This window comes from Thermoanaerobacterium sp. CMT5567-10, from assembly GCF_030534315.2.
In the GTDB taxonomy this organism is placed as follows: domain Bacteria; phylum Bacillota; class Thermoanaerobacteria; order Thermoanaerobacterales; family Thermoanaerobacteraceae; genus Thermoanaerobacterium.
The window spans coordinates 2739971-2760694 of the sequence record NZ_CP130558.2 but is presented as its reverse complement, the minus strand read 5'-3'; the positions used below and the strand labels follow the sequence as shown (position 1 = coordinate 2760694).

The 20724-nt window shown below is 34.2% G+C and carries 27 protein-coding genes; 1 reads left to right on the top strand and 26 read right to left on the bottom strand.

The window, feature by feature from the left end; genetic code table 11:
• Positions 1 to 16 precede the first annotated feature (16 nt).
• The 25 genes from Q2T46_RS14050 to Q2T46_RS13930 all read right to left on the bottom strand — a co-directional run bounded on the left by Q2T46_RS14050 (position 17) and on the right by Q2T46_RS13930 (position 19251).
• The gene (locus Q2T46_RS14050; RefSeq protein WP_303264981.1) at positions 17 to 952 is read right to left on the bottom strand and encodes a M23 family metallopeptidase; all 936 of its coding nucleotides are present in this window, start codon (positions 950 to 952) and stop codon (positions 17 to 19) included.
• Complete coding sequence (locus Q2T46_RS14045) at positions 952 to 2694, bottom strand: VirB4 family type IV secretion system protein (protein WP_399388646.1); 1743 nt, start codon at positions 2692 to 2694, stop codon at positions 952 to 954. Before Q2T46_RS14045 ends, Q2T46_RS14050 begins: the two co-directional genes overlap by 1 nt.
• Before the next feature lie 44 nt (positions 2695 to 2738).
• Positions 2739 to 3389, bottom strand: coding sequence for a hypothetical protein (locus Q2T46_RS14040; protein WP_303265747.1), 651 nt, complete (start codon positions 3387 to 3389; stop codon positions 2739 to 2741).
• A 3-nt stretch (positions 3390 to 3392) separates the two neighbouring features.
• A complete protein-coding gene (locus Q2T46_RS14035) occupies positions 3393 to 3686 on the bottom strand; it encodes a PrgI family mobile element protein (protein ID WP_303264983.1) in 294 nt (97 codons plus the stop codon).
• A gap of 6 nt (positions 3687 to 3692) precedes the next feature.
• The gene (locus Q2T46_RS14030) at positions 3693 to 4559 is read right to left on the bottom strand and encodes a conjugal transfer protein TrbL family protein (protein WP_303264984.1); all 867 of its coding nucleotides are present in this window, start codon (positions 4557 to 4559) and stop codon (positions 3693 to 3695) included.
• Positions 4560 to 4601: 42 nt separating this feature from the next.
• Positions 4602 to 4844, bottom strand: a complete 243-nt coding sequence (locus tag Q2T46_RS14025) for a hypothetical protein (RefSeq protein WP_303264985.1) — start codon at positions 4842 to 4844, stop codon at positions 4602 to 4604.
• A 13-nt stretch (positions 4845 to 4857) separates the two neighbouring features.
• Positions 4858 to 6669, bottom strand: coding sequence for a VirD4-like conjugal transfer protein, CD1115 family (locus tag Q2T46_RS14020; protein ID WP_303264986.1), 1812 nt, complete (start codon positions 6667 to 6669; stop codon positions 4858 to 4860).
• Complete coding sequence (mobP3, locus tag Q2T46_RS14015; RefSeq protein WP_303264987.1) at positions 6659 to 7933, bottom strand: MobP3 family relaxase; 1275 nt, start codon at positions 7931 to 7933, stop codon at positions 6659 to 6661. The genes Q2T46_RS14020 and mobP3 overlap by 11 nt, the downstream gene beginning before the upstream one ends.
• On the bottom strand, positions 7930 to 8298 hold the full coding sequence (locus Q2T46_RS14010) for a hypothetical protein (RefSeq protein ID WP_303264988.1): 369 nt from the start codon (positions 8296 to 8298) through the stop codon (positions 7930 to 7932). The genes mobP3 and Q2T46_RS14010 overlap by 4 nt, the downstream gene beginning before the upstream one ends.
• Before the next feature lie 12 nt (positions 8299 to 8310).
• Positions 8311 to 8946 carry a hypothetical protein gene (locus Q2T46_RS14005; RefSeq protein WP_303264989.1) on the bottom strand — a complete coding sequence of 212 codons (636 nt, stop codon included), beginning with the start codon at positions 8944 to 8946 and terminating at the stop codon, positions 8311 to 8313.
• Between the two features lie 617 nt (positions 8947 to 9563).
• Positions 9564 to 9881: a hypothetical protein gene (locus Q2T46_RS14000; protein ID WP_303264990.1), complete on the bottom strand. Its 318-nt coding sequence runs from the start codon at positions 9879 to 9881 to the stop codon at positions 9564 to 9566.
• Positions 9882 to 10203: 322 nt separating this feature from the next.
• Positions 10204 to 10395, bottom strand: a complete 192-nt coding sequence (locus tag Q2T46_RS13995) for a hypothetical protein (protein ID WP_303264991.1) — start codon at positions 10393 to 10395, stop codon at positions 10204 to 10206.
• Positions 10396 to 10414: 19 nt separating this feature from the next.
• Complete coding sequence (locus Q2T46_RS13990) at positions 10415 to 11437, bottom strand: ParM/StbA family protein (RefSeq protein WP_303264992.1); 1023 nt, start codon at positions 11435 to 11437, stop codon at positions 10415 to 10417.
• A gap of 42 nt (positions 11438 to 11479) precedes the next feature.
• Positions 11480 to 11848 carry a type II toxin-antitoxin system RelE/ParE family toxin gene (locus Q2T46_RS13985; RefSeq protein ID WP_303264993.1) on the bottom strand — a complete coding sequence of 123 codons (369 nt, stop codon included), beginning with the start codon at positions 11846 to 11848 and terminating at the stop codon, positions 11480 to 11482.
• Position 11849: 1 nt separating this feature from the next.
• Positions 11850 to 12218, bottom strand: a complete 369-nt coding sequence (locus tag Q2T46_RS13980) for a type II toxin-antitoxin system Phd/YefM family antitoxin (RefSeq protein WP_399387514.1) — start codon at positions 12216 to 12218, stop codon at positions 11850 to 11852.
• Positions 12219 to 12363: 145 nt separating this feature from the next.
• Positions 12364 to 12801, bottom strand: a complete 438-nt coding sequence (locus Q2T46_RS13975) for an A24 family peptidase (RefSeq protein ID WP_303265749.1) — start codon at positions 12799 to 12801, stop codon at positions 12364 to 12366.
• 11 nt (positions 12802 to 12812) lie between these two features.
• Positions 12813 to 13454 (bottom strand): Flp pilus assembly protein CpaB, encoded by a 642-nt coding sequence (locus tag Q2T46_RS13970; protein ID WP_303264994.1) that lies wholly within the window; start codon positions 13452 to 13454, stop codon positions 12813 to 12815.
• A gap of 3 nt (positions 13455 to 13457) precedes the next feature.
• Positions 13458 to 13964: a hypothetical protein gene (locus tag Q2T46_RS13965; protein WP_311062269.1), complete on the bottom strand. Its 507-nt coding sequence runs from the start codon at positions 13962 to 13964 to the stop codon at positions 13458 to 13460.
• On the bottom strand, positions 13954 to 14379 hold the full coding sequence (locus Q2T46_RS13960) for a hypothetical protein (RefSeq protein ID WP_311062268.1): 426 nt from the start codon (positions 14377 to 14379) through the stop codon (positions 13954 to 13956). Before Q2T46_RS13960 ends, Q2T46_RS13965 begins: the two co-directional genes overlap by 11 nt.
• 40 nt (positions 14380 to 14419) lie before the next feature.
• Positions 14420 to 14617, bottom strand: a complete 198-nt coding sequence (locus Q2T46_RS13955; RefSeq protein ID WP_303264996.1) for a flagellin — start codon at positions 14615 to 14617, stop codon at positions 14420 to 14422.
• 13 nt (positions 14618 to 14630) lie between these two features.
• The gene (locus Q2T46_RS13950; protein WP_303264997.1) at positions 14631 to 15458 is read right to left on the bottom strand and encodes a type II secretion system F family protein; all 828 of its coding nucleotides are present in this window, start codon (positions 15456 to 15458) and stop codon (positions 14631 to 14633) included.
• A gap of 6 nt (positions 15459 to 15464) precedes the next feature.
• The gene (locus Q2T46_RS13945) at positions 15465 to 16358 is read right to left on the bottom strand and encodes a hypothetical protein (RefSeq protein WP_303264998.1); all 894 of its coding nucleotides are present in this window, start codon (positions 16356 to 16358) and stop codon (positions 15465 to 15467) included.
• Positions 16355 to 17497 (bottom strand): CpaF family protein, encoded by a 1143-nt coding sequence (locus tag Q2T46_RS13940; protein ID WP_303264999.1) that lies wholly within the window; start codon positions 17495 to 17497, stop codon positions 16355 to 16357. Before Q2T46_RS13940 ends, Q2T46_RS13945 begins: the two co-directional genes overlap by 4 nt.
• Complete coding sequence (locus Q2T46_RS13935) at positions 17484 to 18212, bottom strand: AAA family ATPase (protein ID WP_303265000.1); 729 nt, start codon at positions 18210 to 18212, stop codon at positions 17484 to 17486. Before Q2T46_RS13935 ends, Q2T46_RS13940 begins: the two co-directional genes overlap by 14 nt.
• Positions 18097 to 19251, bottom strand: coding sequence for a hypothetical protein (locus Q2T46_RS13930; protein WP_303265001.1), 1155 nt, complete (start codon positions 19249 to 19251; stop codon positions 18097 to 18099). Before Q2T46_RS13930 ends, Q2T46_RS13935 begins: the two co-directional genes overlap by 116 nt.
• 254 nt (positions 19252 to 19505) lie before the next feature.
• On the opposite strand from Q2T46_RS13930, the gene Q2T46_RS13925 reads away from it, so the two are divergent.
• Positions 19506 to 20153, top strand: coding sequence for a hypothetical protein (locus tag Q2T46_RS13925; RefSeq protein ID WP_303265002.1), 648 nt, complete (start codon positions 19506 to 19508; stop codon positions 20151 to 20153).
• On the opposite strand, the gene Q2T46_RS13920 is transcribed toward Q2T46_RS13925, so the two are convergent.
• Positions 20130 to 20681, bottom strand: coding sequence for a stalk domain-containing protein (locus tag Q2T46_RS13920; RefSeq protein WP_303265003.1), 552 nt, complete (start codon positions 20679 to 20681; stop codon positions 20130 to 20132). The two genes, Q2T46_RS13925 and Q2T46_RS13920, sit on opposite strands and share 24 nt — an antisense overlap.
• Positions 20682 to 20724: the final 43 nt, after the last annotated feature.

The following is a 20724-nucleotide window of genomic DNA, read 5'->3' as shown; positions in this document are numbered from 1 at the left end:
GCCTCCAATATAAAAATCATTTGAAAAAGTCTAACGGATTTACAGCCTTTCCTCCGTTTCTCACTTCAAAGTGAAGGTGAGGACCTGTGCTTTTCCCTGTAGAGCCAACATAACCAATAACATCACCGGCTCTTACAATTTGACCTTTATTCACTGCTATTTTAGATAAATGTGCATATCTCGTCTCCAAATTGTTGTTGTGCCATATAAAAACAACTAATCCATAGCCGTCATTCCATCCTGCATATACAACTTCGCCATCTGCTGCAGCTTTAACTGGCGTACCCAACGGTACAGCAATGTCAATACCAGAATGATACCTTTCCCCACCATAAACAGGGTCAATCCGCGTACCAAAACCTGAAGTTATTGTGTACCCACCAGACAATGGCCACTTAAGTTCATTTTCAACAGGCGTCCACCCACTAGAAATATCAGTAGCAGGCGAATCCAAAAACACAGAAAAATCAATACTTAAAAATTCCTTAACCTTATCTTTTTGTTCTTTAGTAAAATTCAGCATATTCATAACTTCATCAACACTTCTAAGACGGTAAATAGGATATCTTGCAACATCATCCCCTTCTTTAACTTCTACATATCCTGTAATCTCTATAAACATCTTTGCCAGTTCTTCAATTTCATGAAGGTTTGCCTTGCCAAAATCCTGCTTAAATCTTACAGCATCTATGGCAACAAGCTCTTTCCAATCAACTTCTACGCCTTCACTATAATGATTCTTTGTGTTTTCACTTACCTTTTCTGCCGTACTTATATACATCTGAACTTGCTCATAGCTTACAAGAGGTATCTTCTCATAAGCAGTAATAGGTCCTGCAAAAACCAACATAAGAAATACAATTGGAATAAAAATAAAAAGAAGTGCAAACTTTAAAGCACTTCCCAAATCATCAGGCAAAAAAGCTATTAACACCTTCCCTAAAACTTGCATCAATTACCTCCCCCAGTAAGATACTGAAGCTCATAAGGTGCCGCCTCAATCTTAATATGAATCTTCTGAGTACCTGCCACAAAAAGTCCTTCGCCTCTTTTTGCATTTGCTAAAAGATCATGCTCGGCTTCAGATAAATTCATAAGCCCTGATATAGCTTCAAGATCCTTTTCACCTTGTGCAAGAAGAAGCTTAAAAGTAGGATTATCCAAAAGTGCTTGACCATATCTTTGAACCTCTGGTGCAAGAAAATCAATAATATTTTGGCTTATCACAACAAGACTCCCATTGTATTTTCTTATCCTTTTTGAAGTATCCCTTAAAAATGCTATTGCTTGAGGCGTCTGAGGATCTACAAGCATCCATGCCTCATCTACAACTAAGATGGTCCTCTCTTTTCTATCCCTTTCAATGATATTCCATGCAAAAGAAAGGACGTTAAAGTACTGTGCTCTTTTAACCTGATCCTCTGCATTTTGTAGTTCATGCACATCAAACACAATAAAATCAGAATCAGCTTCAACTGTGCTTGGTCCAGCCCAAAGGTATGAATCCGCTCCTTCAGCAGCTCTTTTAAGAAGTACTGAAAGTCTTCCATATGCATCAGGATTGCTTTCAGATGCTTTAACGCAATACTCATAAAGCTCTCTAACATTTGGCCACGTATCATTTGAAATGTCCTCAGGATTCGTATCCCATATTATACCCACCTTTTTATACACTTCTACTAAAGCGTCTTCCAATGCTGCCTTTTCAACATCCGTCAAATCTCTAAGATATAAGCTAAAGAAAGTCCTCAAAGTTTGAATATGCAATGCTAAAGGACTTTGAAAAGAATTAGATTCATCTGTCTCTCCTTCCTCAGTAGGTCTTAACCTTACTTGCAAAGGATTTATTCTACCTTCACCGCCTGTACAATTGATCCACACACCATTAAGCTTTTTGCACATATCTTTGTATTCCCTCTCTGGATCTATAATAATCACTCTGCTGCCTTTCATGTATTCCCTTAAAAGAAGCATTTTAGCAGTAAAGCTCTTTCCTGCTCCAGGCTTTGCTAAGATAGTCCAGTTAGAATTAGTTCTATCACCACCCCGCTTCCAGATATCAGTTAAGACAAGTCCTCCATCTCTATCCTTACCCAATACAACACCGCTTCCATCATTTATGCCTGACGCAGTAAAAGGAAAAGAAGCTGCAACAGTTTCCGCAGGCATATTTCTTCCTCCTGCATCCCTTACATCATCGTGCAACACACACCAAGGTCCTACAGCCTTAAGACCTTCCTCCTGCCTAAAAACAAGAATTCTCCCTCTCATTCCAGAAGCTGCTAAAGTTGATTCGACTTGCCGTACTTTCCTATCAAGGCTTTGCTGGTCACTGGCAAGAACCATCAAAACAACTGTAACGTAAAAAACTTGCTGTTGTTCCTGGTCTATTTTTCTCATAAGCTCCTCAGCATCTTTCAAAGATTGCTCAGTTCGTTGCATTGTAAGGGCATTGCCACCCATTTCAAGTCTGCCTGCATACTCGCCTATAGCCTTATTTAAACTTAAAATGAGATTTGTCGGATCAGTAGGCTCAACGTGAATAGAACAAATAACACCAGGCATTGCTGCAATCTTAGAAAGCCATGCAGCATTTACTTTAGGAGGATAACCTGCAATAACCATTATCCTCGCAAACTGATCATTAAAAACAACTTGCTTTCCACTAAACTCAAGTGCTTGAGGTGATATCATGTCAATCAAACCCGTAAGTACATCTGTTTTTCTCTTCACAATTCTCACTCCTCCTCTTTTTTAATATAACTTTCAAAGACAGGCGGCAAATATGGTCCGTTAAATGCCGGTGCTTTCTCAAAAGCTGCCTGTGCCGGATGCGTAAAACTAAAAAGCACGTCTATTAACTCCTGATCAGTAGTTATATCCGATTTAAGTCCGGACTTCTCAAGATTAGAAGCAAGTTCATAAATCTTAACCTTAAGTTCCTCTTTTTCCTTGCCTGAAATCATAATAAAAAATCGCCTTTCTATTGCCTCACCACTTGTAACAATAGAAGCGACGTATTTCAAATACTCTTGAAGCAATTTTCTCTTTGTCATGTTTACTTCTTCTTTCGATTTCGACTGAAGAAAACCAATATATGAATCAAGATCGACAGGTCGCCCTATGGAAAATATCTGCATAGTATCCTTTAACCCATTTAAAGTTTCATACATAGACTGAATAATTTTCTTTTTCTCACTCTCGCTTTTTAATCCTATATTTAATGGCCAAACTCTTAAAGCACAAACATATCGCCCATCCTTCAATAAAATCGTATCATCTCCAATGTCTTTGACAGGAAACCAATCTTGTACAGCCTTTTTCCTTATCTCATCTTTCTTCTCTTTGCCATTTTTTAAAATCTTCTCCCTTTTCAATAAACCTATCAACATCTACTCCCTCCCAATTACATTAAGATATCTTCTTTGTTTCTTACTCCATTTAATGTAGCTTTTTATTAAACTTAACACACTGCTTCCATCTGGTCCTGGAATAACTAAAAAGTACGCAAGTCCAGTAAATATAAACACAACCAAATATCTTATTAAAGATTGAGTAAAAATAGATAAAATTAGATAGACAAAAATACCTACCAAAAAACCTGAAAGGACGAAAAAAAGCTCATTCCATCCAAAACCAGGTATCAATTCAAATTTTCCCGAAATATTCTTAGGCACTTGATACAAATTAGATCACCCTTTCAATATAGCTTTTCTTAATATATACATGCTTCCTGCTGACTGTCCAGCTTGACCTACTGCAGATCCCATTCCAGTATGATATGCAAATTGTCTTAAGACAGAAGGAGTCTTAAATGCTACCCATAGCCAGCCTATAAGCATTAAAAGGCTCAAAACAGACGAATTAAATTGCATATTTACCTCTGTAGAAAGAAATCCTCTTATCATAAAAGTTTGAACAGCTTGAGAAAGAGATAATACAATAAGCTCTCTCCACCACACCGTCCATACACCTTCATCTGGTCTTGTAAGTCCTACAGCCATTATTGGTGCTGAAACTGCAAGAAAAGCTATCTCTACTGCTCTTATCCCTGTCTGAATCAAAATCAATATCCAAACTATTAACACTGTAAAAGCTATTAAAATCATGGCTATAGTAGAAGATAAAGATAATGAAAGTATGTTTTGAGTCCATATAACAGGATTGCCAGCTTGTGTTGATGGAAGTGACGCTATAGCCTTTGCAAATTCCGAGCCCCATTCATAAATTGTATTGACTGCCCAAGGACCTGCTGAAACCATCAATGCAGCAAAAGCAGTTCTTTTAACAAGTTCAAATGGTCGAGCAGATGAATCACCAGAAGAATATAAAATATACGTCTTAAATGCTTCAGCAGCAACCTTTACTCCTAAAAGAGTTCCTGCTATAAGCTTAGTAAAATAAATTGCATTAGTTATGTAAGGTGTATTGAGAATTTTTATAGCCACAGCCATTTCATCCCCCAAAAATGAAATGAAAAGCCCTAAAATACTGTCGAATGTATTTGAAATAAAGGTTGTCACTGCATTCATAATCATGTTCTCTATTGTTGTCAACAAAAAAACACCTCCTAAAAGGGCCTTAAATCTGGCCCTTTTAATTTATTTAAAATACGATAAAAAGACTTTAACAAGCGATGCAGCACTCATTCCAATTGCTCCACCAATCAATACATTTTTTATAGATCTGTTGTGAGCAGCAGTGACTGATGGATCACCATCACCCATCTGTTTCATAAGTGCATGATATCCTATAGCTGCTCCCGATGCTGCAGGAATTAGGTAAAGAATCCATGTTAAAGCATCATTTAAAAGATTAAAAGCACCAGAAATAATCGTTGGCATAAATTCTCCTCCTTCATCTTAATTTTGATAATAAATTTTGATCTGTTCTGTCTTTATCTGTCTTGTCTTTTTCTGCTATAGTTGGCACCCAAACAGGAACAGTTATCACCTCCTTTTTAATGTTATATTCTATAGAAGGCACTAAATCTTTGCTTGCAGGCCATTCAGAAATATCAGGAAGTGGAAGAAAGGCAGGATTGTATCTGGCTTGAAGGATAAGTGATTTATCCTTTGGCCATCTTAACACTTCGTCTGGAAGTAAAAGAGGCCTTCCTGTAAGGCCTTCTGTTGTACCATGACTAAAATCTGTGTTTCTAACCTGTGAAGAATAGCTTTCTGTCCTAACCGTATATTGACCTGTCTTCCCACTTATTATCCTTGCTGTTTCTAAATCTGTAGTAAGAATGTATAACCATGTAGCACAGTTTCCTGTGATTGTCTGAGAAAGCTCTCTGTACTTAGCCTTAATCTGAGATATATCCTGAACAGCCAATAAAAACCTCATACCTCTTCCTGCTGCAACAGTAACTTTTCTATCAAATTCAGGTATTGTAGGAAGATTTCCAAACTCATCAAGTATAAAATTTACTCTTCTTAAAAGCCGACCTCCATTTTTATTTGCTAAATCGACTAAAGCTTGATATGTCTGTTGTATATACAAAGTAGCCAATATATTCCTCGTGCCTCTCTCATCTGGTATAACGATAAAAACAGCTACTTTTTCTTTTCCTAAGTCATCTAAATTGTGATCCTGATTTGATGTAAGCCAAATAACCGCAGGATCTGACCAAAGTCTAAGCTGTGCTGCAGTTCCTGTAAAAATCGAGCTTCTTAATCTGTCTTCTGAAAGTGCTGCAACACCATAAGCTGATGATGCAGGATGGTCTTTAGGAAGAGAACGAAAATATTCATCTAATAATTCTCCACCGCCTGCTCCCATTTGATGCAGCATTTCATACACACTTCCTAAATGCCTTGCCTCATAAGGAGCAAAAGAAGCAACAGCCAAAATCAAAGCAGCAGTCAAACTTTCTTGCGACTGTGGCCATATAGGATCTCCTGTGTACTGCTGTTGATTGCTTATAATATTTGCAACATCCCATGCTACTTGACTTGCTGAAGAATAATCATTGGAGTCCAGTGCAGATGAAACGCGCAAAAGTGGATTCCACTGATTCCCCCTGTATGGATCTCTAAGATCTATAAGGATTACTTTATATCCTTCGCTTTTTAAGTACTCTGACGAATGGCTATAGATCTCACCTTTCGGATCAGATATAACAATGCTCTCTCCTGCTTTTGCTAAATTCCAGATTGTAGGAAGTATAACTCTTCTGGATTTTCCACTCCTTGTTGAACCTATAACTAAGCAATGCCCATCTCCTGAATCCAGCCATGCTTCTTCTCCGTCAAAACCTACTACAAACCCGCCCTTTGCCAAATTACTTCTCGTATTCCATACTGTAAATGTCTGTGAAATCTCCTTTTCTGTCCTCCATCTTGCAGTACCATGCTGTCCTTGCCCAAATGCTTCTGGTAAATTCATTACATCGTTTCTTCTCTTTTTTCTGCCATAGATAGGATAAAAGACTGAAACCAATGCTGCAAAAATAGTAGGCTGTAACCACATCCACGGAATTCGCACATCCTCTTTTTCTAATAGTGTTATTCCAGACAAAGGCTCTTTTCCTATAGATGATATCCACATATTAAAACCATTCTTAAAGCCATAATCTTTTGCATAAAGTGGTAAAATACAAAGAAAAGGTCCAAGTAAGAAGTCAGCAATAAGTATTAGAATGGCTAAAGCAACTTTAAACTTCACGACTCTCACTCCTTCTTTCGATAGCCTTTCTCTTCTTTTCCATTTCCTTTTGAGCTGCAATATTGCTCTGTGCTTCAGCTCTCAACCTTTCTCTTTCCAATGCTCTCCACGCAGATCGCCATACTGTATTAGTAAGTCTTGTTGTATCCATTAAATTCTCTTCTCTAAGTGCTGCTGCACCTTTTAATACAATCTGAGATACTCTCTTTTGTATGTCTTCATAAGCTTTTTCTGCTGCGCTTTCTAAAATTTCAGGATTTGACGTGTAATGGCTGGTCAGCTCTTTAGCAAGGTCTTTGTACCTTTCAACAGATTCATGAAAACTTGGTTGCTTTAAAAGCCAGTCTGTAATCTCCTTTGCCTTTTCTTTTACTTCGGAAGGCATGTAAGCATAAGCGATGCGTCCATGAGATGGCATAATCTTCGAAAGCTCTTTTAGCTTTTCAAAAAGCTCTTCTCTCGTAGTTTGGTCAAGAGTAGGCGGAAGACCAGGCTTTTCGCCATTTAATGCTTTTATTTCTATCCTTGCTTTTTTTACCTCATTTAGCAACTCTGAAATATCTCTTTTAGCCGTATCCCTTATAAGGTCCCGTACTGCTGATTTTTCTGCTGTAAGCGCAAGTCTTTCTTTTGCATATATTTCATTTAAAAATACTTTTCTTATGTCTTTTCTCTCACCTTCTGAAAGTTTTCCCTGATGCCTCTGAGGTGTTTTCTCCCACATTACAATATGCACATGAGGATGACCTTTTTTTTGATGGAAAGCAGCAACCCACTTCAGATTTGACTCTGGAATGCCCATTTTTGCTGCTGCATCTGATATTGTAGCTCTAAGAGCCTTCTCCCATGATTCTCTTGTAGTATATCCAAGCTTTACAGCATCTTCTTCCTTCAATGAAAGGATAAAACGCCAAGCAATACCTAAATGATTACTCAGTTCTTTCATTGTTTCTTTCAAACTAACATTTCCATCAGAGCTGAAAAGCCCATGGCTTCCCGGTCTTTCATCCATATACTTTACATGTCCTGCAGGAGTACCAGCAATATCTATCTCAAAATTATCAATAAAATCATCGAAGTTGTCATATTCTGAAAGTATCTTTTCTGCATATTTATTTCCCTCATCCAGTTCCTCTAATTCATTTAATTCACCTTTGTCAACACCAGATCTGGTTCCTATATACAAAAGATGCGCAACATTTTTAGCCCGATTTTCAAGAGTAGGTAGATAAAATTTTGCTATCATCACAAAAGGAGAGCTCATTCATTATCATCTCTTTCTTTAAGATAAGCAACTGCCTTAACTCTTGCCTCATTGTAAAGCTCAATAGCATTGTGCTTCCCTAAATCTGCTATGGTCTGTACATTCATATACATTGCTGTAGCTGCTGCAACGGCTGATTTAGCCATAAGCTTTGCCAATCTATCTTCTGTAGGTTTTAATACATCTCGCATTGCCTTTCGGACGGCTTCTGTAACTTTGTCAATACCATCATTTGCTGCTTCAATCAAAACTGCTTCTGAAAGCATTTTTCTTGCAACAGCAGAAATAGATTCATCTCGTCTTGATGCTAAATTCACCAAAGCTTGATAAACATCCTCTGGCAGTTGAACATTTACCCTCTTCAAATACATTCCTCCTTAAAAGATAATAAAAATTTTAAAAATTCTACGTGCAAAGATTTCGTACCACATAATCAAATAAAAAATTATATCGTACCAAAGCTTAAAATCTTTATGAGGCATAAACCATAAACTTGCAGTAACAGGTACAAAATATATTAACAAACTAATGTAATCAATAAGTATTACCTTTTCCATATTTAGATTAAGCAAAACTTTAATTAAATTTGAAATACCGTATATCACAAATGACCATCCAGTCCATATAAGAAATAAATACACGTGAATTTTCTCTCCTGTTATTTTAGATATTTTAGCTGGATTTAAAAAAGAAAAAAGGAAATCTTGAAAAGAGATAGAATAGAGTATATATACTGCAAAGAAAGTACCTAAAATGTGTGTTATACCTATAATTATGTCTTTTAAACCATATAAGTTAGATGTAACTCTTTTAAATTCTTCTTCATCATACAAGAATGGAGGAATACTATGCAAAATTTTTATTTCAGGATTTCTATCGCTTTTATTATCGACTTCTTTTTGCTCTTGCTCCCCATCAGCCCTTATATCATTCTTCCATTGATCCTTTTGATTACATTTAGACTTGCTTTTATCAGGATCAGCAAATTTTTTGTAGTTGCTTATTTTAAACATGAATGGCACCTCCAAAAACATCCAAATTCTCTACTGCTATTTATTTTTTATAAACCAGATGATTCTATCCTAAAACTTTACAAAGATTTTAGTACTGTTGCATTGCCAAATATCATTAAAAAAATGAAAGATAAAGACTCTTTCATTATAAAAACTCACCTATTTACTAATAAACAGAAGTTTATAAAAAAACTTACTACAGTTCCTTGTACAGTTGATTATCATGAATATAGCCCTACCTGCTGGGAAAAACTAACCCTAACTCTTACAATTTATTTTATAATTTTTGTAAAAAAGTTTTTTCTAAGAAATAAAAATACCTCTAATCTTACAGCAGTATTAAACAGAACTTTTTATCAAATTGTCATAAAAAAGCAACTTTAAAAACATAAAATTTCACGTACATCATATAAGCATCACTAAAAAATTCAGAATTATCAATGGCTAATAGCTATTTAAAGCACAAAAATGCACCTTTACCATAAGAAAAGCACCTTAAAATACACCTCTTACAAAACCAGTTCCGCCGGGCACTGCCCGGCGTGTGTGATGCACAAAGTGCACCTCCCCTTATCCTGCATTATAAAAACCAAGCATAATTACTACACGCTTTTTAACTAAAGCGAAAGAATATCTTGCAAGCTTTCTATCAAGAATTGATCTGTTGTGTCCTTAGGTTCATCCAACGTTTGGGCTTGAAGTTCTGCCCTTTTAAAAGGCACTTTTAAATCAAATCCTAAAATAGCAACTTCGATCCTATTAAGCTTCTCATTTATCTCTTTAAATGGATCCTTTTTATTTTCACTTAAATAAAAATCAATATAGAACCTTAAGGCACTTTTTATAAATGCTGTCCTATCTTTTCCATTAAACTTTGACAAAACCTCATTTAAGTCGCTTTCATCCACTCTAAAACTGTACACCTTTGAAGACAAAAAGATCACCACCTGTTTACAGGTTAACTTGAAGTAATAATGATATCATAGGGCTATAAAATATATAAAGTGTAAACAGACAACAATCAATTTTTATTAAGTTTGTTTACACTTTGCTGTTTTTCTATTTCTTATTTCTTTGGTATCAAGGCTTTTATATGTATACATACATTGTAAACAACACAAAATCTGGCAAAATAAAGACTTAAGTCATACAAAAATAAAAAAATGTAAACAACCAAGGTATCTTGCAAAATAACTTTTGTTTACATTTTAATAGCTAATGCACCATATTTATTGATATAAAGCATCATAAAGCTGTTTACATTATTCGTTCATCATCATTAATAGATATTGCCTTAAGATTTGTATTCTCACAAAACCTGATAATGTATTTTATATCTCTCTTAGTTATATAGTTTTTCTCTTCCATATAGTAATCAACCATCTGTTTCATAAGTTCCCACACATTTTCATAATTAAGTTTTTCTATGTTTTTTAATCTTTTGTCCATCACCCCACCTCCAACATATCTAGCCGTTTTTCTTCTCTTCTAATTCCGCTACTTTCAAAAAACCTCTCGCATTGGCCATCTGAGGATCTTTCACAATAACTGTATTATCATAGATATCTATCAAAAACTCTTGCAGATTTTTAGCACCTCCTCCAGCAAGAAAAATAGTGTTAAAGAAGTCTAATTTATTACTCCAAACAGCTTTAAGCCTATCCTTTATCACCCTTGCAATTTCAACTTTAATACCTTTAATTTCATCTCCAAAATCAATCTGCCTTCCTCTAAAAAATATTCGTTCGTCTTTTGCAATTCTCATAAGTTCAGGTACATCTAACTTACTACCTGTCTTCTGTGTAAATAACTTGTCAAGTGAATTGTAAATAGAAGATATACCTACATCTATAGTACCTGATAAATCCTCTCTCAAAACCAAGCGGTCCTCCACTAAAAAAACTATAAAATCTGTTGTCTTAAAACCTATATCAACAAGTCCTAAATAGCTGCCTCTTACTAAATATTTATGTAAGTCCTCCATAATTGCTGAATAAACCGCACCCGCTGCCTGAGGGAAAATTGTTACTTTATCAAACTTAATCGTCCTTACCTTTTCATCCCCTTTAAAACAAGCCAAATTTCTATATCCCTTAAGCATTTCTAAAAATTCCTCTTTTTTGTGGATATACTGTTCAAGAGGTAAACCAGTCACCAAATGCACTGGACCTCCGTCTTCAGGGAAAAGCAAAAGGCACGATGCGGCAATTAACACTTTAGTATTAGGATGATTTATCTTATTTTCATCAAATACATAAGATACATTCCTTCCTTCTCTTCTGGCTAACTCCCCAACAAAAAATTCGTGCCTTTCCCCGTTCATGATTACAATGTGCATATTATCAATTCTTTTCTCAAAACTACTTTCAAAAAGGCCTTTAAGATTTCTCTCATAAGCATTCCCAACAATAGATGGAAAAACAACTGTTTTACCAGTTTCACTAATACCCTTCGTATATCCATATCCTAAATCCAATCCCATCTTAAACATTTCAAATCCTCCTTCTAATTTTATGCAAAATAAAAAAACGCCTTAATCGGCGCGCATATCATTTTCAAAACCCTTCTCAAACAACTTACTCCCATATTTTCTTTTTCTTTTCTCTGCCAGTGAATAACAATAATCATCATCTCTTACAGAAACAACTACTATATTCATAATTTTTTTATCTCTAACAAGTGTGTAAACTACCCGTATTCCTATATTTCTATATTTTATCTTAAAAAAACCTGTCAGATTATTTCCATGCTTATTGCCAAGAGGCTTTCCATAACCACCTTCGCTTTGAGGTAGAGGATTAGAGCTTACCTTCTCAATACCTGAATATATAACCATCCTGATACTCTTATCCAACTTAAACAAATCTTTCTTTGCTTCTGGTATAAAAGAAATATTCCACACGTTATTCAATCTCCACCAGATCAATGTATTTTTCTAATTCTTCTCTCGTTAAGCCCTCCTCTTTAAGAATCTCTTCAAAAGGTATACATTCTTCCTCTTTCAAATTTTTCGTTCTTTCAATTGCAAGCTGTAAAAGTTCAAGATCTTCCTGTGCTTCCATAAGTTCATCATACTGTTCGATAGGTATAATCACTGCTTGTGGCTTATTATTTTTAATCACTATAAAATGCTCCTTTTTTTTAGAAACTTCCTCTATGATTTTCGACGCTTTTCCTCTTCCTAAATCACTCACAGAAATCATACATGAAACCAAATTTTTAAGATTAGAAAATCTTCTCTTTTTCATACTCGTATCATCCACCTTAAACAATATCTATTCCTCCTTCCTATTCTATTCATTACTTAACTTAAGTATACATTTCTTGTTTGAAATTTTCAATCAAAAAATCATGAAAATTTTGATGAATTATTAATATCTACTATTTGCCTATAAAGTTTATAGTATCCATCACCATCTAATATAAGAAGTGTAAATTCCAAGAAAACACCTCCAAAATCAAATAAAAAATGTAAGACAAAAACACATACGGCACAAGTGGCACAGAATGCCTTAAACCCTTTCCTTTCAATATGCCGTAAATCAAAGAAAATATAAGAAGTACAAACATAGGCAATGCCAGCATAGAGAAATCTTTACCCATAAAAAAAGCCAAAACAGTCAGAAGTTTAATATCCCCACCGCCAATACTTCTTGACGAAATAAGTGATGTAATCATAAGAAGAATAAAAACTATTCCAGCCATTAAAAGGCTTTCCTTTAAATTGCTAATGAAAAAAAGAGAATAAATAAAAAGGACAATGACCGCAAAATCAGGCACTTCTCTTTTTTTTAAATCAACATAACTTAAATATGCAAGAATAAATATAACCGGTATATATTTTATCTCTCTCACCTCCAAATTATTTAATATCCCATCAAAAACAAACTTCCTTTAGCTTCATACTCTTTTATAGCAATAGCCTGTTCTGGTGTGACAATTAGTGTTACTGCTGCGGGAAGTAAAGAATCCGTATCATACTGATTGTTTTTATCAGCTTTTTTAATATCCACTCCTGACTTATTGACAATATCATATATTTCAACTTTATTAGCTATTACAGCTCCATTTTCGCCTTTCTCATAACTTTTTGGAGCCCATCCTACATCAACAAAGTCACCTGGCTTAATTTTTCCTGCCAAAGAAGACTCTAAATTTACGCTTATCGACAACCTTCTCATACCTTCTTTTAAAACTGGAACATCGTCTTTAGAAACCATACTCTTCATCACGTATGAACCCTCTGCTATATCCACTTTAGCATATCCCGAGGGCTTTTCACTTAGCAAATACATATCTTTAACATACGCAGACTGTGGTATAAGCTTTATACCAAGCTTCGAATCTATTTTTTCTCCTGCCTTAATATCAGAAAATGCTGCTATAACTTGAACTTTCTTATCACTTTCCGTCATCTTGTAAAAGTACTGATATTGAAAATACGACAATATAGCCGCCAAAATCAAACTTATTGATATCAAAAATATTCTCTTTTTAAACAAAACCATCTATCATTCCTCCTCTAAATTGTAAAAATTGTCAACATCTCTATGTACAACAATATCAACATATTTCCCTAATAGACCAATTAGTCCAGGTCTTCGGGCTTTAAAACTTATAACAACATGAATAGACGTGTTTCTTATCAATGTCCCTTTAGGGCAATACGTAGGATAATCACCTGGATTGTAAACTATAAATTCGTCAACATGCACTGAACTTGCTGCCACACTTCCAGGCATGGGATTCATATTATCATCAAGCTTCATATTCTTTTTAAGGTATTCATAAAAAGTATCCTTTGCAGCATCTTTATCCAAAACATACTCTCCATAAGCTACATCAACAGGATCTGCACTTTTAAGTGAAGCAAGAGCTGATGATACAACAGCATCATCTGCAACATTTTTAATATTGTATAGGTATCTGCTTTCTATCAAAAATATGCTGAAGACAAAAAGCGGAATGAGAAAAAGTAGTGTCAATAATATTACCCCACTGCCTTTTTTATCTTTCATACTTTTTGCTAACAGATGTGATAGGTCCATAAACCATCTCAACATTATTATCAATCCTTTTTACTCCTCCAAATGTAATACTGTACCTTCTAATTACAGTTTCCATTGATATCTTTACTTTTACATCTTCACCGTAAGGTACAGGATATGGAGTGTAATCTATATGAACTTTATCAGTATCAATTCCTTTAGACTTAAGAAAAGCTTCAAGATTATAAAGCTCATCATCTGTCATTCCGCCTTCAATCTCCATTCTTAAGACTGCTTCTCTTGCAGCCTGGCGTAAAGTATCGTATCTTGTCAAATCCATAAGCATATTTACTGTATTAGCAATTGGCATTATAAGAAAGGGAAGCACAAGCACAAAGGCTATTAACTCTACATTCCCCTTTCTCCAAGATTTCCTAATTTTCATAGTTAAGCAGGGAGAATTTAATCTCCCCGCTATCACCTCCTTACTGTCCATTTAGAACCTGCTGCATTTGGCTATTAAGGTTTGAAATACCTGAACTCGTCGTCTGTCCAAGATTTCTAATAGGGTTTGCTGCAACAAGAACCACAAACAAAATTATTAAAGCTATTGAAACAAGTTCACTAAGACCTTTTGAGTTTAGTAAAGATTTTTTAATTGAATCCTTAAATTTCTTCAACACAGAATCTGCCTCCTTAAAAAATCATTTTTAATCCACTTTGAATGTTTGTAAAATATGAATAAATGTACAGCGTAACTATGGAAGCCATTAAAAAGAAAATAGCAATAAGGACCTTATATTCCATGGATTTGTCCTCACGTGCTATCTTAGATGCTGCAGTATTAAAAAGCGAAGATGAAAGAGTCGATAAAATTTCCACAGTTCTCCCTGTCCTGTCCCCTTGCAGCAAAGCCATTGCTAAGACATTAGCCTCTGGCAGATTGACTTCACTAGTAAACTTTCTTAGTGCCACCTCCTTTTCTCTTGTCATAATGTACTCTGCAGCAAGCTTCGTTATTGCACTTCTCACCTCCTTTGACTTCGCTGACTTAGCTGTAATCAAAAATATATCTTCAAGCGGCACGTCAGCCGCCGCTCCCAGCTCAAATAAGTCCACTATTTCAGGCATTTCTCTTTTAAATTTCTCTATGCGGTCCTTTCTTGCAGACTGAATATATAAATCCAATCCAAATATGCTAAGCAAAAATAGTAAAGCAGCCTGCAATCCACTCATTTTAGTTAAATAAATGTATATAACTGCAAATAAAAGAAGCCCTATGTGGGCAAGAATATACGTCTCTGCTGTAAGCTTTAAGGGGTTTCCCGCTGCTTTAAGCATTTCATTTATTTTATCAAGCGCACTTTTCTTTACTGTCTTTCCCAAAAGCTTTGAAATTTCATCTATAGGCTTTATACGGTAGATTCTTTTTCTAAGCCTATAAATTTCATACTCCTTAATAACTGTATAAATTAAAAAAGCCAGTAAAAGCATTAAAAAAAGGCTGTAAATAATCTTTAACATCCCCTTTCAAACAGAAGAATTAATATTCTTAATCATGTATAATCCGAAAATAATGGAAACAGCATTAGACACCGCTATAACCTGTCCTGTAACTGTATTTTTAACAATATATACAATATCAGGATCACTTGAAATATTCACCATAAGCATTAGATTCATAACTATCATGACAAGTATTACAATACTTCCTACATAGGCATTAGCAGACTTAATAGCTTCAAGTGAATAAAGTTTTTCCGCCTGATCTTTAAGCTTAGTTATCGCCTTATTAAAATTGCCGCCGTATTTAACGCTCATTTTAGCAAAATTTATAAACTTCCTGAATTCATTGTTTCCTGCCTCAGATGCCATGTTATCCAAACACTCTAATACGCTTATCTGAGTTTTTTCAAATTGAAAAACATTTTTTTCAATGATTGACTTTAAAGGATTTGAGATATAAGGTGCAGTAGATTTTAAAGCATTAATTATATTGTCTTCAATATTATAAAACCCCATAAAGGTCGTCAAGAAGGCAAGATACGCTTCTTTAACTTTTTTAACATTTATGGACGAAAGAAGCATCATAAATGCAAATGGCAAATACAGAGCTGCAAAAGCGTAAAACAACGCTGCAAATCCAAGCCTGCGAAAAAAATAAACAGCCAAAGCTAGAATTACTAAATTTATTGCAGCTATATTTTTTGCATTGAGAAAAGGCAATCTTCTCTTAAGGCCTGACTGTGCGAGAAGTACATCTATACTTTTTAAGATTTTACTTCCTTTTCCTGCTATAAAACCTCTTTCACTGAAATGCCACTCAATCAATCTTTTTTTAAATTTGATACGTTCTACATAAACCGCCGCAGTATATATGATTAAAGACAGCAGTACAAACTGAATAAAGCTCAAGTAAATCAAGCAGTGCCACCTCCTTTCATATCCAATATTTCTTTAACTCTGTAATCTTCCATAAAAATTATCATATCTATACAGGAGAAAAGCATCTGCCTTAAATCCTCTATAGGTACATCTGTTCCTGACCTCTTCATCAAAAGTACCAATCTATCAATTACCTCTTTTGCAGAATTAGCATGAACAGTAGCCATACTGCCACGATGACCTGTGAAAACAGCATTAAAAAAGTCCATAGCCTCTCTATCCTTTATTTCACCTATAAAAATCCTGTCCATGCTCATAAGTAGCCCTAATTTTGTAAGCTCAAACAAAGTATAGCTTTTTATTTCCGGGTTATCTGAAATTCTTACAAGCTTGCAGATAACATCCGGATGTTTTGGCTTGATTTCAAATGTCTCCTGAATTAAAAGCCCTCTTTCCTCATAAGGAACTTCATTAATCAACGCACCTAATAGAGTTGTCTTTCCACTGCCGCCTTTTCCGGCAATTACAATAGTTTTTCTATCTCTTACTGCACTTTCAAAAAGCTCCTTCTCCTCATCCAAAAACATTCCTTTTTCTACAAGCTCATCAATAGTAAAGCCGGTTGTAGGCTTTCTTATCGAAATAGACGGTGAAATAACATTAATAGGCTTAAGAGATATAACAATTCTTAAATTTCTTTTTCTGTCTGTAAGAACTGCCTCTACATTTGAGTTTTCATCCAGCTTTCCACCGCACATAGCAGCTATTTTATAGCAGTATCTTGTAAGTTTCTCCTCACTTCCAAAATTTACGGGTATTAAAAATTTCTCGCCAAATTTTTTAATATAAACAGTATTGAATGAATTGACAAGGATATCAGATACCTCAGGATCATCAATGTACGGTTGAAGTGGTCCATATCCAAAAAGAACATCAAATATTTTCTGCATAAATGACTCAATACTGCCATGATATATCTTTTTGTCAACAACTATTTCTCTTATTTTATTTTCCAAAATCTTACGAGAAGACGTTCCAGCTTCAATCTCAGCAACTATTTTAGGGTATCTTTCAACAATTTCTGCAGTAACTTCATCACATGTGTCTTCAACAGAAAAATTTGCATTTGCATCATACTTCATAGTATCATCAGGTACAAAAGGATCAATCAGCGCCAATGCTTTTCACCTCCCCGACCGCTTTGATATGTCCTATATCTTCAATGTCTTTGCCAATCAAAACCTTAACAATTCTACCAACATCGCGAAATACATTTTTCTCCCCATATCTTACGTTAAAAGTTTCTACACCTATAATTTTCTCAGCAGTGTTGATATCAACTTCGCTTTTTACTGACGCATTTAGAATAATTTTAAACTTGTTTTTGTCTATTCCCCATCTCTCACAGACGAATTCGATCATTTCTGCAGTATCCTCAATGCTCCAAATAGTCGGTGCTGTCACACATAAAATTACATCACTATTTTTTAAAGCTGTATAAGTTGACGAAAAAAACACTCCTGCATTTGTATCAAGTAAAACATAATCAAACTCCTTCTTCAGTGTCTCAAGCATTATTGAAAAATGTTTCTCTTGAAACTTTGAAAAATCGTTTATAGAAATGCCAGAAAGAATCCATGTATTCTGCTTTTTATTCAAGTGGTGCTTTATTATGGCAAACACATCCCGTTTGTCCTCAACTGCCTCGTAAATATCAGATTTATCGCTAAGCTCAATTCCAAAATATTTGTGAATATGGGGCATAACCTCTTTAAAGTCAGCTAGAACTATATTTGTCTTGTATTTCTTCACCGCTGTTGCAAAAGCTATTGCCAATGTCGTTTTCCCTGTGCTTCCATTTGCGCTCCAAAAAGCTATCATTTTCTTTGGCAATCTCATCACCTCCAAATTTTTCTTCACTCTTTAACCTTGATTTTTTTAAAAGCATTTTTTCAAGCTCATCAATATCTTCACTGCTGTACTTTCTCTGAGAATACCCGTTAAAATAATTTCTGGGTACGGCATAATTTGCGCAATTGCTTGATTTTACATTGTCTACAGCCATCCTTATGGATTTTTCTTTGATATAGTTTTCTATTGTTTTTTCAAGAAAATTAATAGGACTTCTGATATCTCGTCCTTTCATCCGTTCTATACATGTCTTAATGTCATCATCACTAAGCATATATTTGTTTTTAAGCTCATCTATCACATCATCGTCTAAACTTTTTGACCGATTTTTTAAAATCCGTCCATCCATCTCCTCTGATTGATTGATTGATGTATTCTTATGAGTAATATCCTGATGTAATCTATTGATATAAGGGAGATGGGATTTTCCCACCTCTAGAGATGGACTTTTCCTATCTCCTAGAGATTGACTTTCTCCATCTCCAGGAGATGGACTTTTCCCATCTCGGGAGATGGGTATGTCAGGGTATAAGGCTTTTTCATTTTCTACTTTTGGTTTAATAAATTCTCCGTCATTTTCTACTTCCTTGTGATTAATTTCGTCCAATAGCATATCTACAAGCTCATTGTTTCGAACATAATATGTAACATTCTTCTGTTTATCTATAAAGCTGCAGTAAAGTTTTTCCTTACCATTTTTAATAAATAACCTACCTTCCTCTTTAGCTTTTAAAAATTCGTTTCTGGAGCCATATCTTACTCCTATTTTGTCAAACGCAGACCTAAATTCATCAATAGAAAACCCAAGCTCTTCTATCCAGCTATCACCTTCTTTATATGAAAAATGATTTGGTGCTGGCTCTAAAAACTTATAAAAGCAATTGTAGTCATATTTATCAAACCAGTATTCCAATTGTTCAAAAAGGATCGCAGCCGTAACAGAACCTGTGATCTTCCTGTATTCTGGATGATATGGTATTATTCTGCTTGATAAAGCAGCAGACCTATTTCTCCTTTCCATGTTTAACCTCCTCTCTAATCTCTTCCTTCTTTTATTAAGCAAAGACTAATTAAAAATCCTAAAATTATTCCAAAGAAAAGACCGGCTGCTAAGCCGGTAGTATAAAGAGCATTCAAAATTTTCATCTCCTTCTGTTCAAAGTATTGCAAAAAATGCAATTTAAATTTAATTCATTTTTGCTCTAGTAAAAAATTAATATTATTCCTCTATAGACGATATTATATTTAAAGTAACAATCAGAAAGGAAAATGTACATGAAAAATAACAAAGAAAACAATGACAGTTTGAAAAAATTTATTCTGAATTTTATTAATCCATCATATAAAATGAAAAATAAAAATACTTACTTTTCATACCATAGAAGAAATGTTTATCTTCTAATTGAATTAATATTTTTTTTAATCGTTTCAGGTAATCTTTATATTTTTTTAAATCCTCCATTTCCGTTTATGATAATAATATCATTGCTTTGTTCAGTCATCTTACTTCTGTATCTTATGAAGCTTGAAAAACTTTTAATAAACTTAAAAGAATTGGATAAATGTGACATCAGATTTAATATAAATAGAAAAATCGCCGAGAAAAATAAAACAATCAAAATAGAAATTTTAACTGACATAGCAGAAGAAAGTAGTATACAAAGAAAAATAATAGAATCAGAAATAAATATTTCTTCTTTATCAAGCTTTATTAGTACTTTATTAGGTTTTATAATAGGTTTTTTCACAAAAAATACAACTAATATTATTTTTTCTTCTTCTTTTTTTATCGCAATTTTCCTTTTTATCACGTATTTATATTTCTTCTCAGACCTTATAAAGACTTCTAAGTTATACTTAATAGAATTATATGATTATCAAATTTCCTATACACAGAGATTAATTAAAAAAATTGAGAAATAAATTGTTTCTTAAAATTATTTTTTCTCCTTTTATTTCCATTTTAATATCAAAAAGCTTCTCTAAATAGTCAGTCGATAAAAATATCTCATTATTTTTTACCAACAAAATTCCATGGGCAGTAAGTATATTTCCATTTATACTTATTGTTTTTTTGTTACAATCTAATACTATTTTTTTAGTTCCATTATCTATAGATAAAATCCCATTCTCATAAGTAATATATTTTTTATCAATTCCATTCGCAATAGCTACAAACTTGACAGGAAGAAAAATGCTTCCATTGCTTGTAAATGGCGCTTCTTCCATAAATATTCTTTTCCTATAATTGCCTAATATATAATCTTTATTATCATTATTAGGTATAATCCCAATTTCAGAAACGTTAGAATTTAAATAAAAATAACTTGGTAAAGGGGTAAATAAAAAATTAAAAGTATATGCAAACATAAATCCAGTAAAAAGAGGGAGAATGCAAATTATTATGAATTCTAATAACTCCCCTATTAAAATATCCTTTCTTTCTATCAAAGCCATCTCTCCTTTACATTTTATAACTTTTTACCCGTCGAAA

What these genes read in the sequence shown, in the direction of transcription:
- Q2T46_RS13995 (WP_303264991.1), bottom strand. Translation starts at nt 10,395, where the DNA reads ATGGACAAAAGATTAAAAAACATAGAAAAACTTAATTATGAAAATGTG.
- mobP3 (WP_303264987.1), bottom strand. Translation starts at nt 7,933, where the DNA reads ATGAGCTCTCCTTTTGTGATGATAGCAAAATTTTATCTACCTACTCTT.
- Q2T46_RS14050 (WP_303264981.1), bottom strand. Translation starts at nt 952, where the DNA reads ATGCAAGTTTTAGGGAAGGTGTTAATAGCTTTTTTGCCTGATGATTTG.
- Q2T46_RS14005 (WP_303264989.1), bottom strand. Translation starts at nt 8,946, where the DNA reads ATGTTTAAAATAAGCAACTACAAAAAATTTGCTGATCCTGATAAAAGC.
- Q2T46_RS14045 (WP_399388646.1), bottom strand. Translation starts at nt 2,694, where the DNA reads ATGATATCACCTCAAGCACTTGAGTTTAGTGGAAAGCAAGTTGTTTTT.
- Q2T46_RS13965 (WP_311062269.1), bottom strand. Translation starts at nt 13,964, where the DNA reads ATGAAAGATAAAAAAGGCAGTGGGGTAATATTATTGACACTACTTTTT.
- Q2T46_RS13990 (WP_303264992.1), bottom strand. Translation starts at nt 11,437, where the DNA reads ATGTTTAAGATGGGATTGGATTTAGGATATGGATATACGAAGGGTATT.
- Q2T46_RS13950 (WP_303264997.1), bottom strand. Translation starts at nt 15,458, where the DNA reads ATGTTAAAGATTATTTACAGCCTTTTTTTAATGCTTTTACTGGCTTTT.
- Q2T46_RS13930 (WP_303265001.1), bottom strand. Translation starts at nt 19,251, where the DNA reads ATGGAAAGGAGAAATAGGTCTGCTGCTTTATCAAGCAGAATAATACCA.
- Q2T46_RS13960 (WP_311062268.1), bottom strand. Translation starts at nt 14,379, where the DNA reads ATGAAAATTAGGAAATCTTGGAGAAAGGGGAATGTAGAGTTAATAGCC.
- Q2T46_RS13925 (WP_303265002.1), top strand. Translation starts at nt 19,506, where the DNA reads ATGAAAAATAACAAAGAAAACAATGACAGTTTGAAAAAATTTATTCTG.
- Q2T46_RS13970 (WP_303264994.1), bottom strand. Translation starts at nt 13,454, where the DNA reads ATGGTTTTGTTTAAAAAGAGAATATTTTTGATATCAATAAGTTTGATT.
- Q2T46_RS14025 (WP_303264985.1), bottom strand. Translation starts at nt 4,844, where the DNA reads ATGCCAACGATTATTTCTGGTGCTTTTAATCTTTTAAATGATGCTTTA.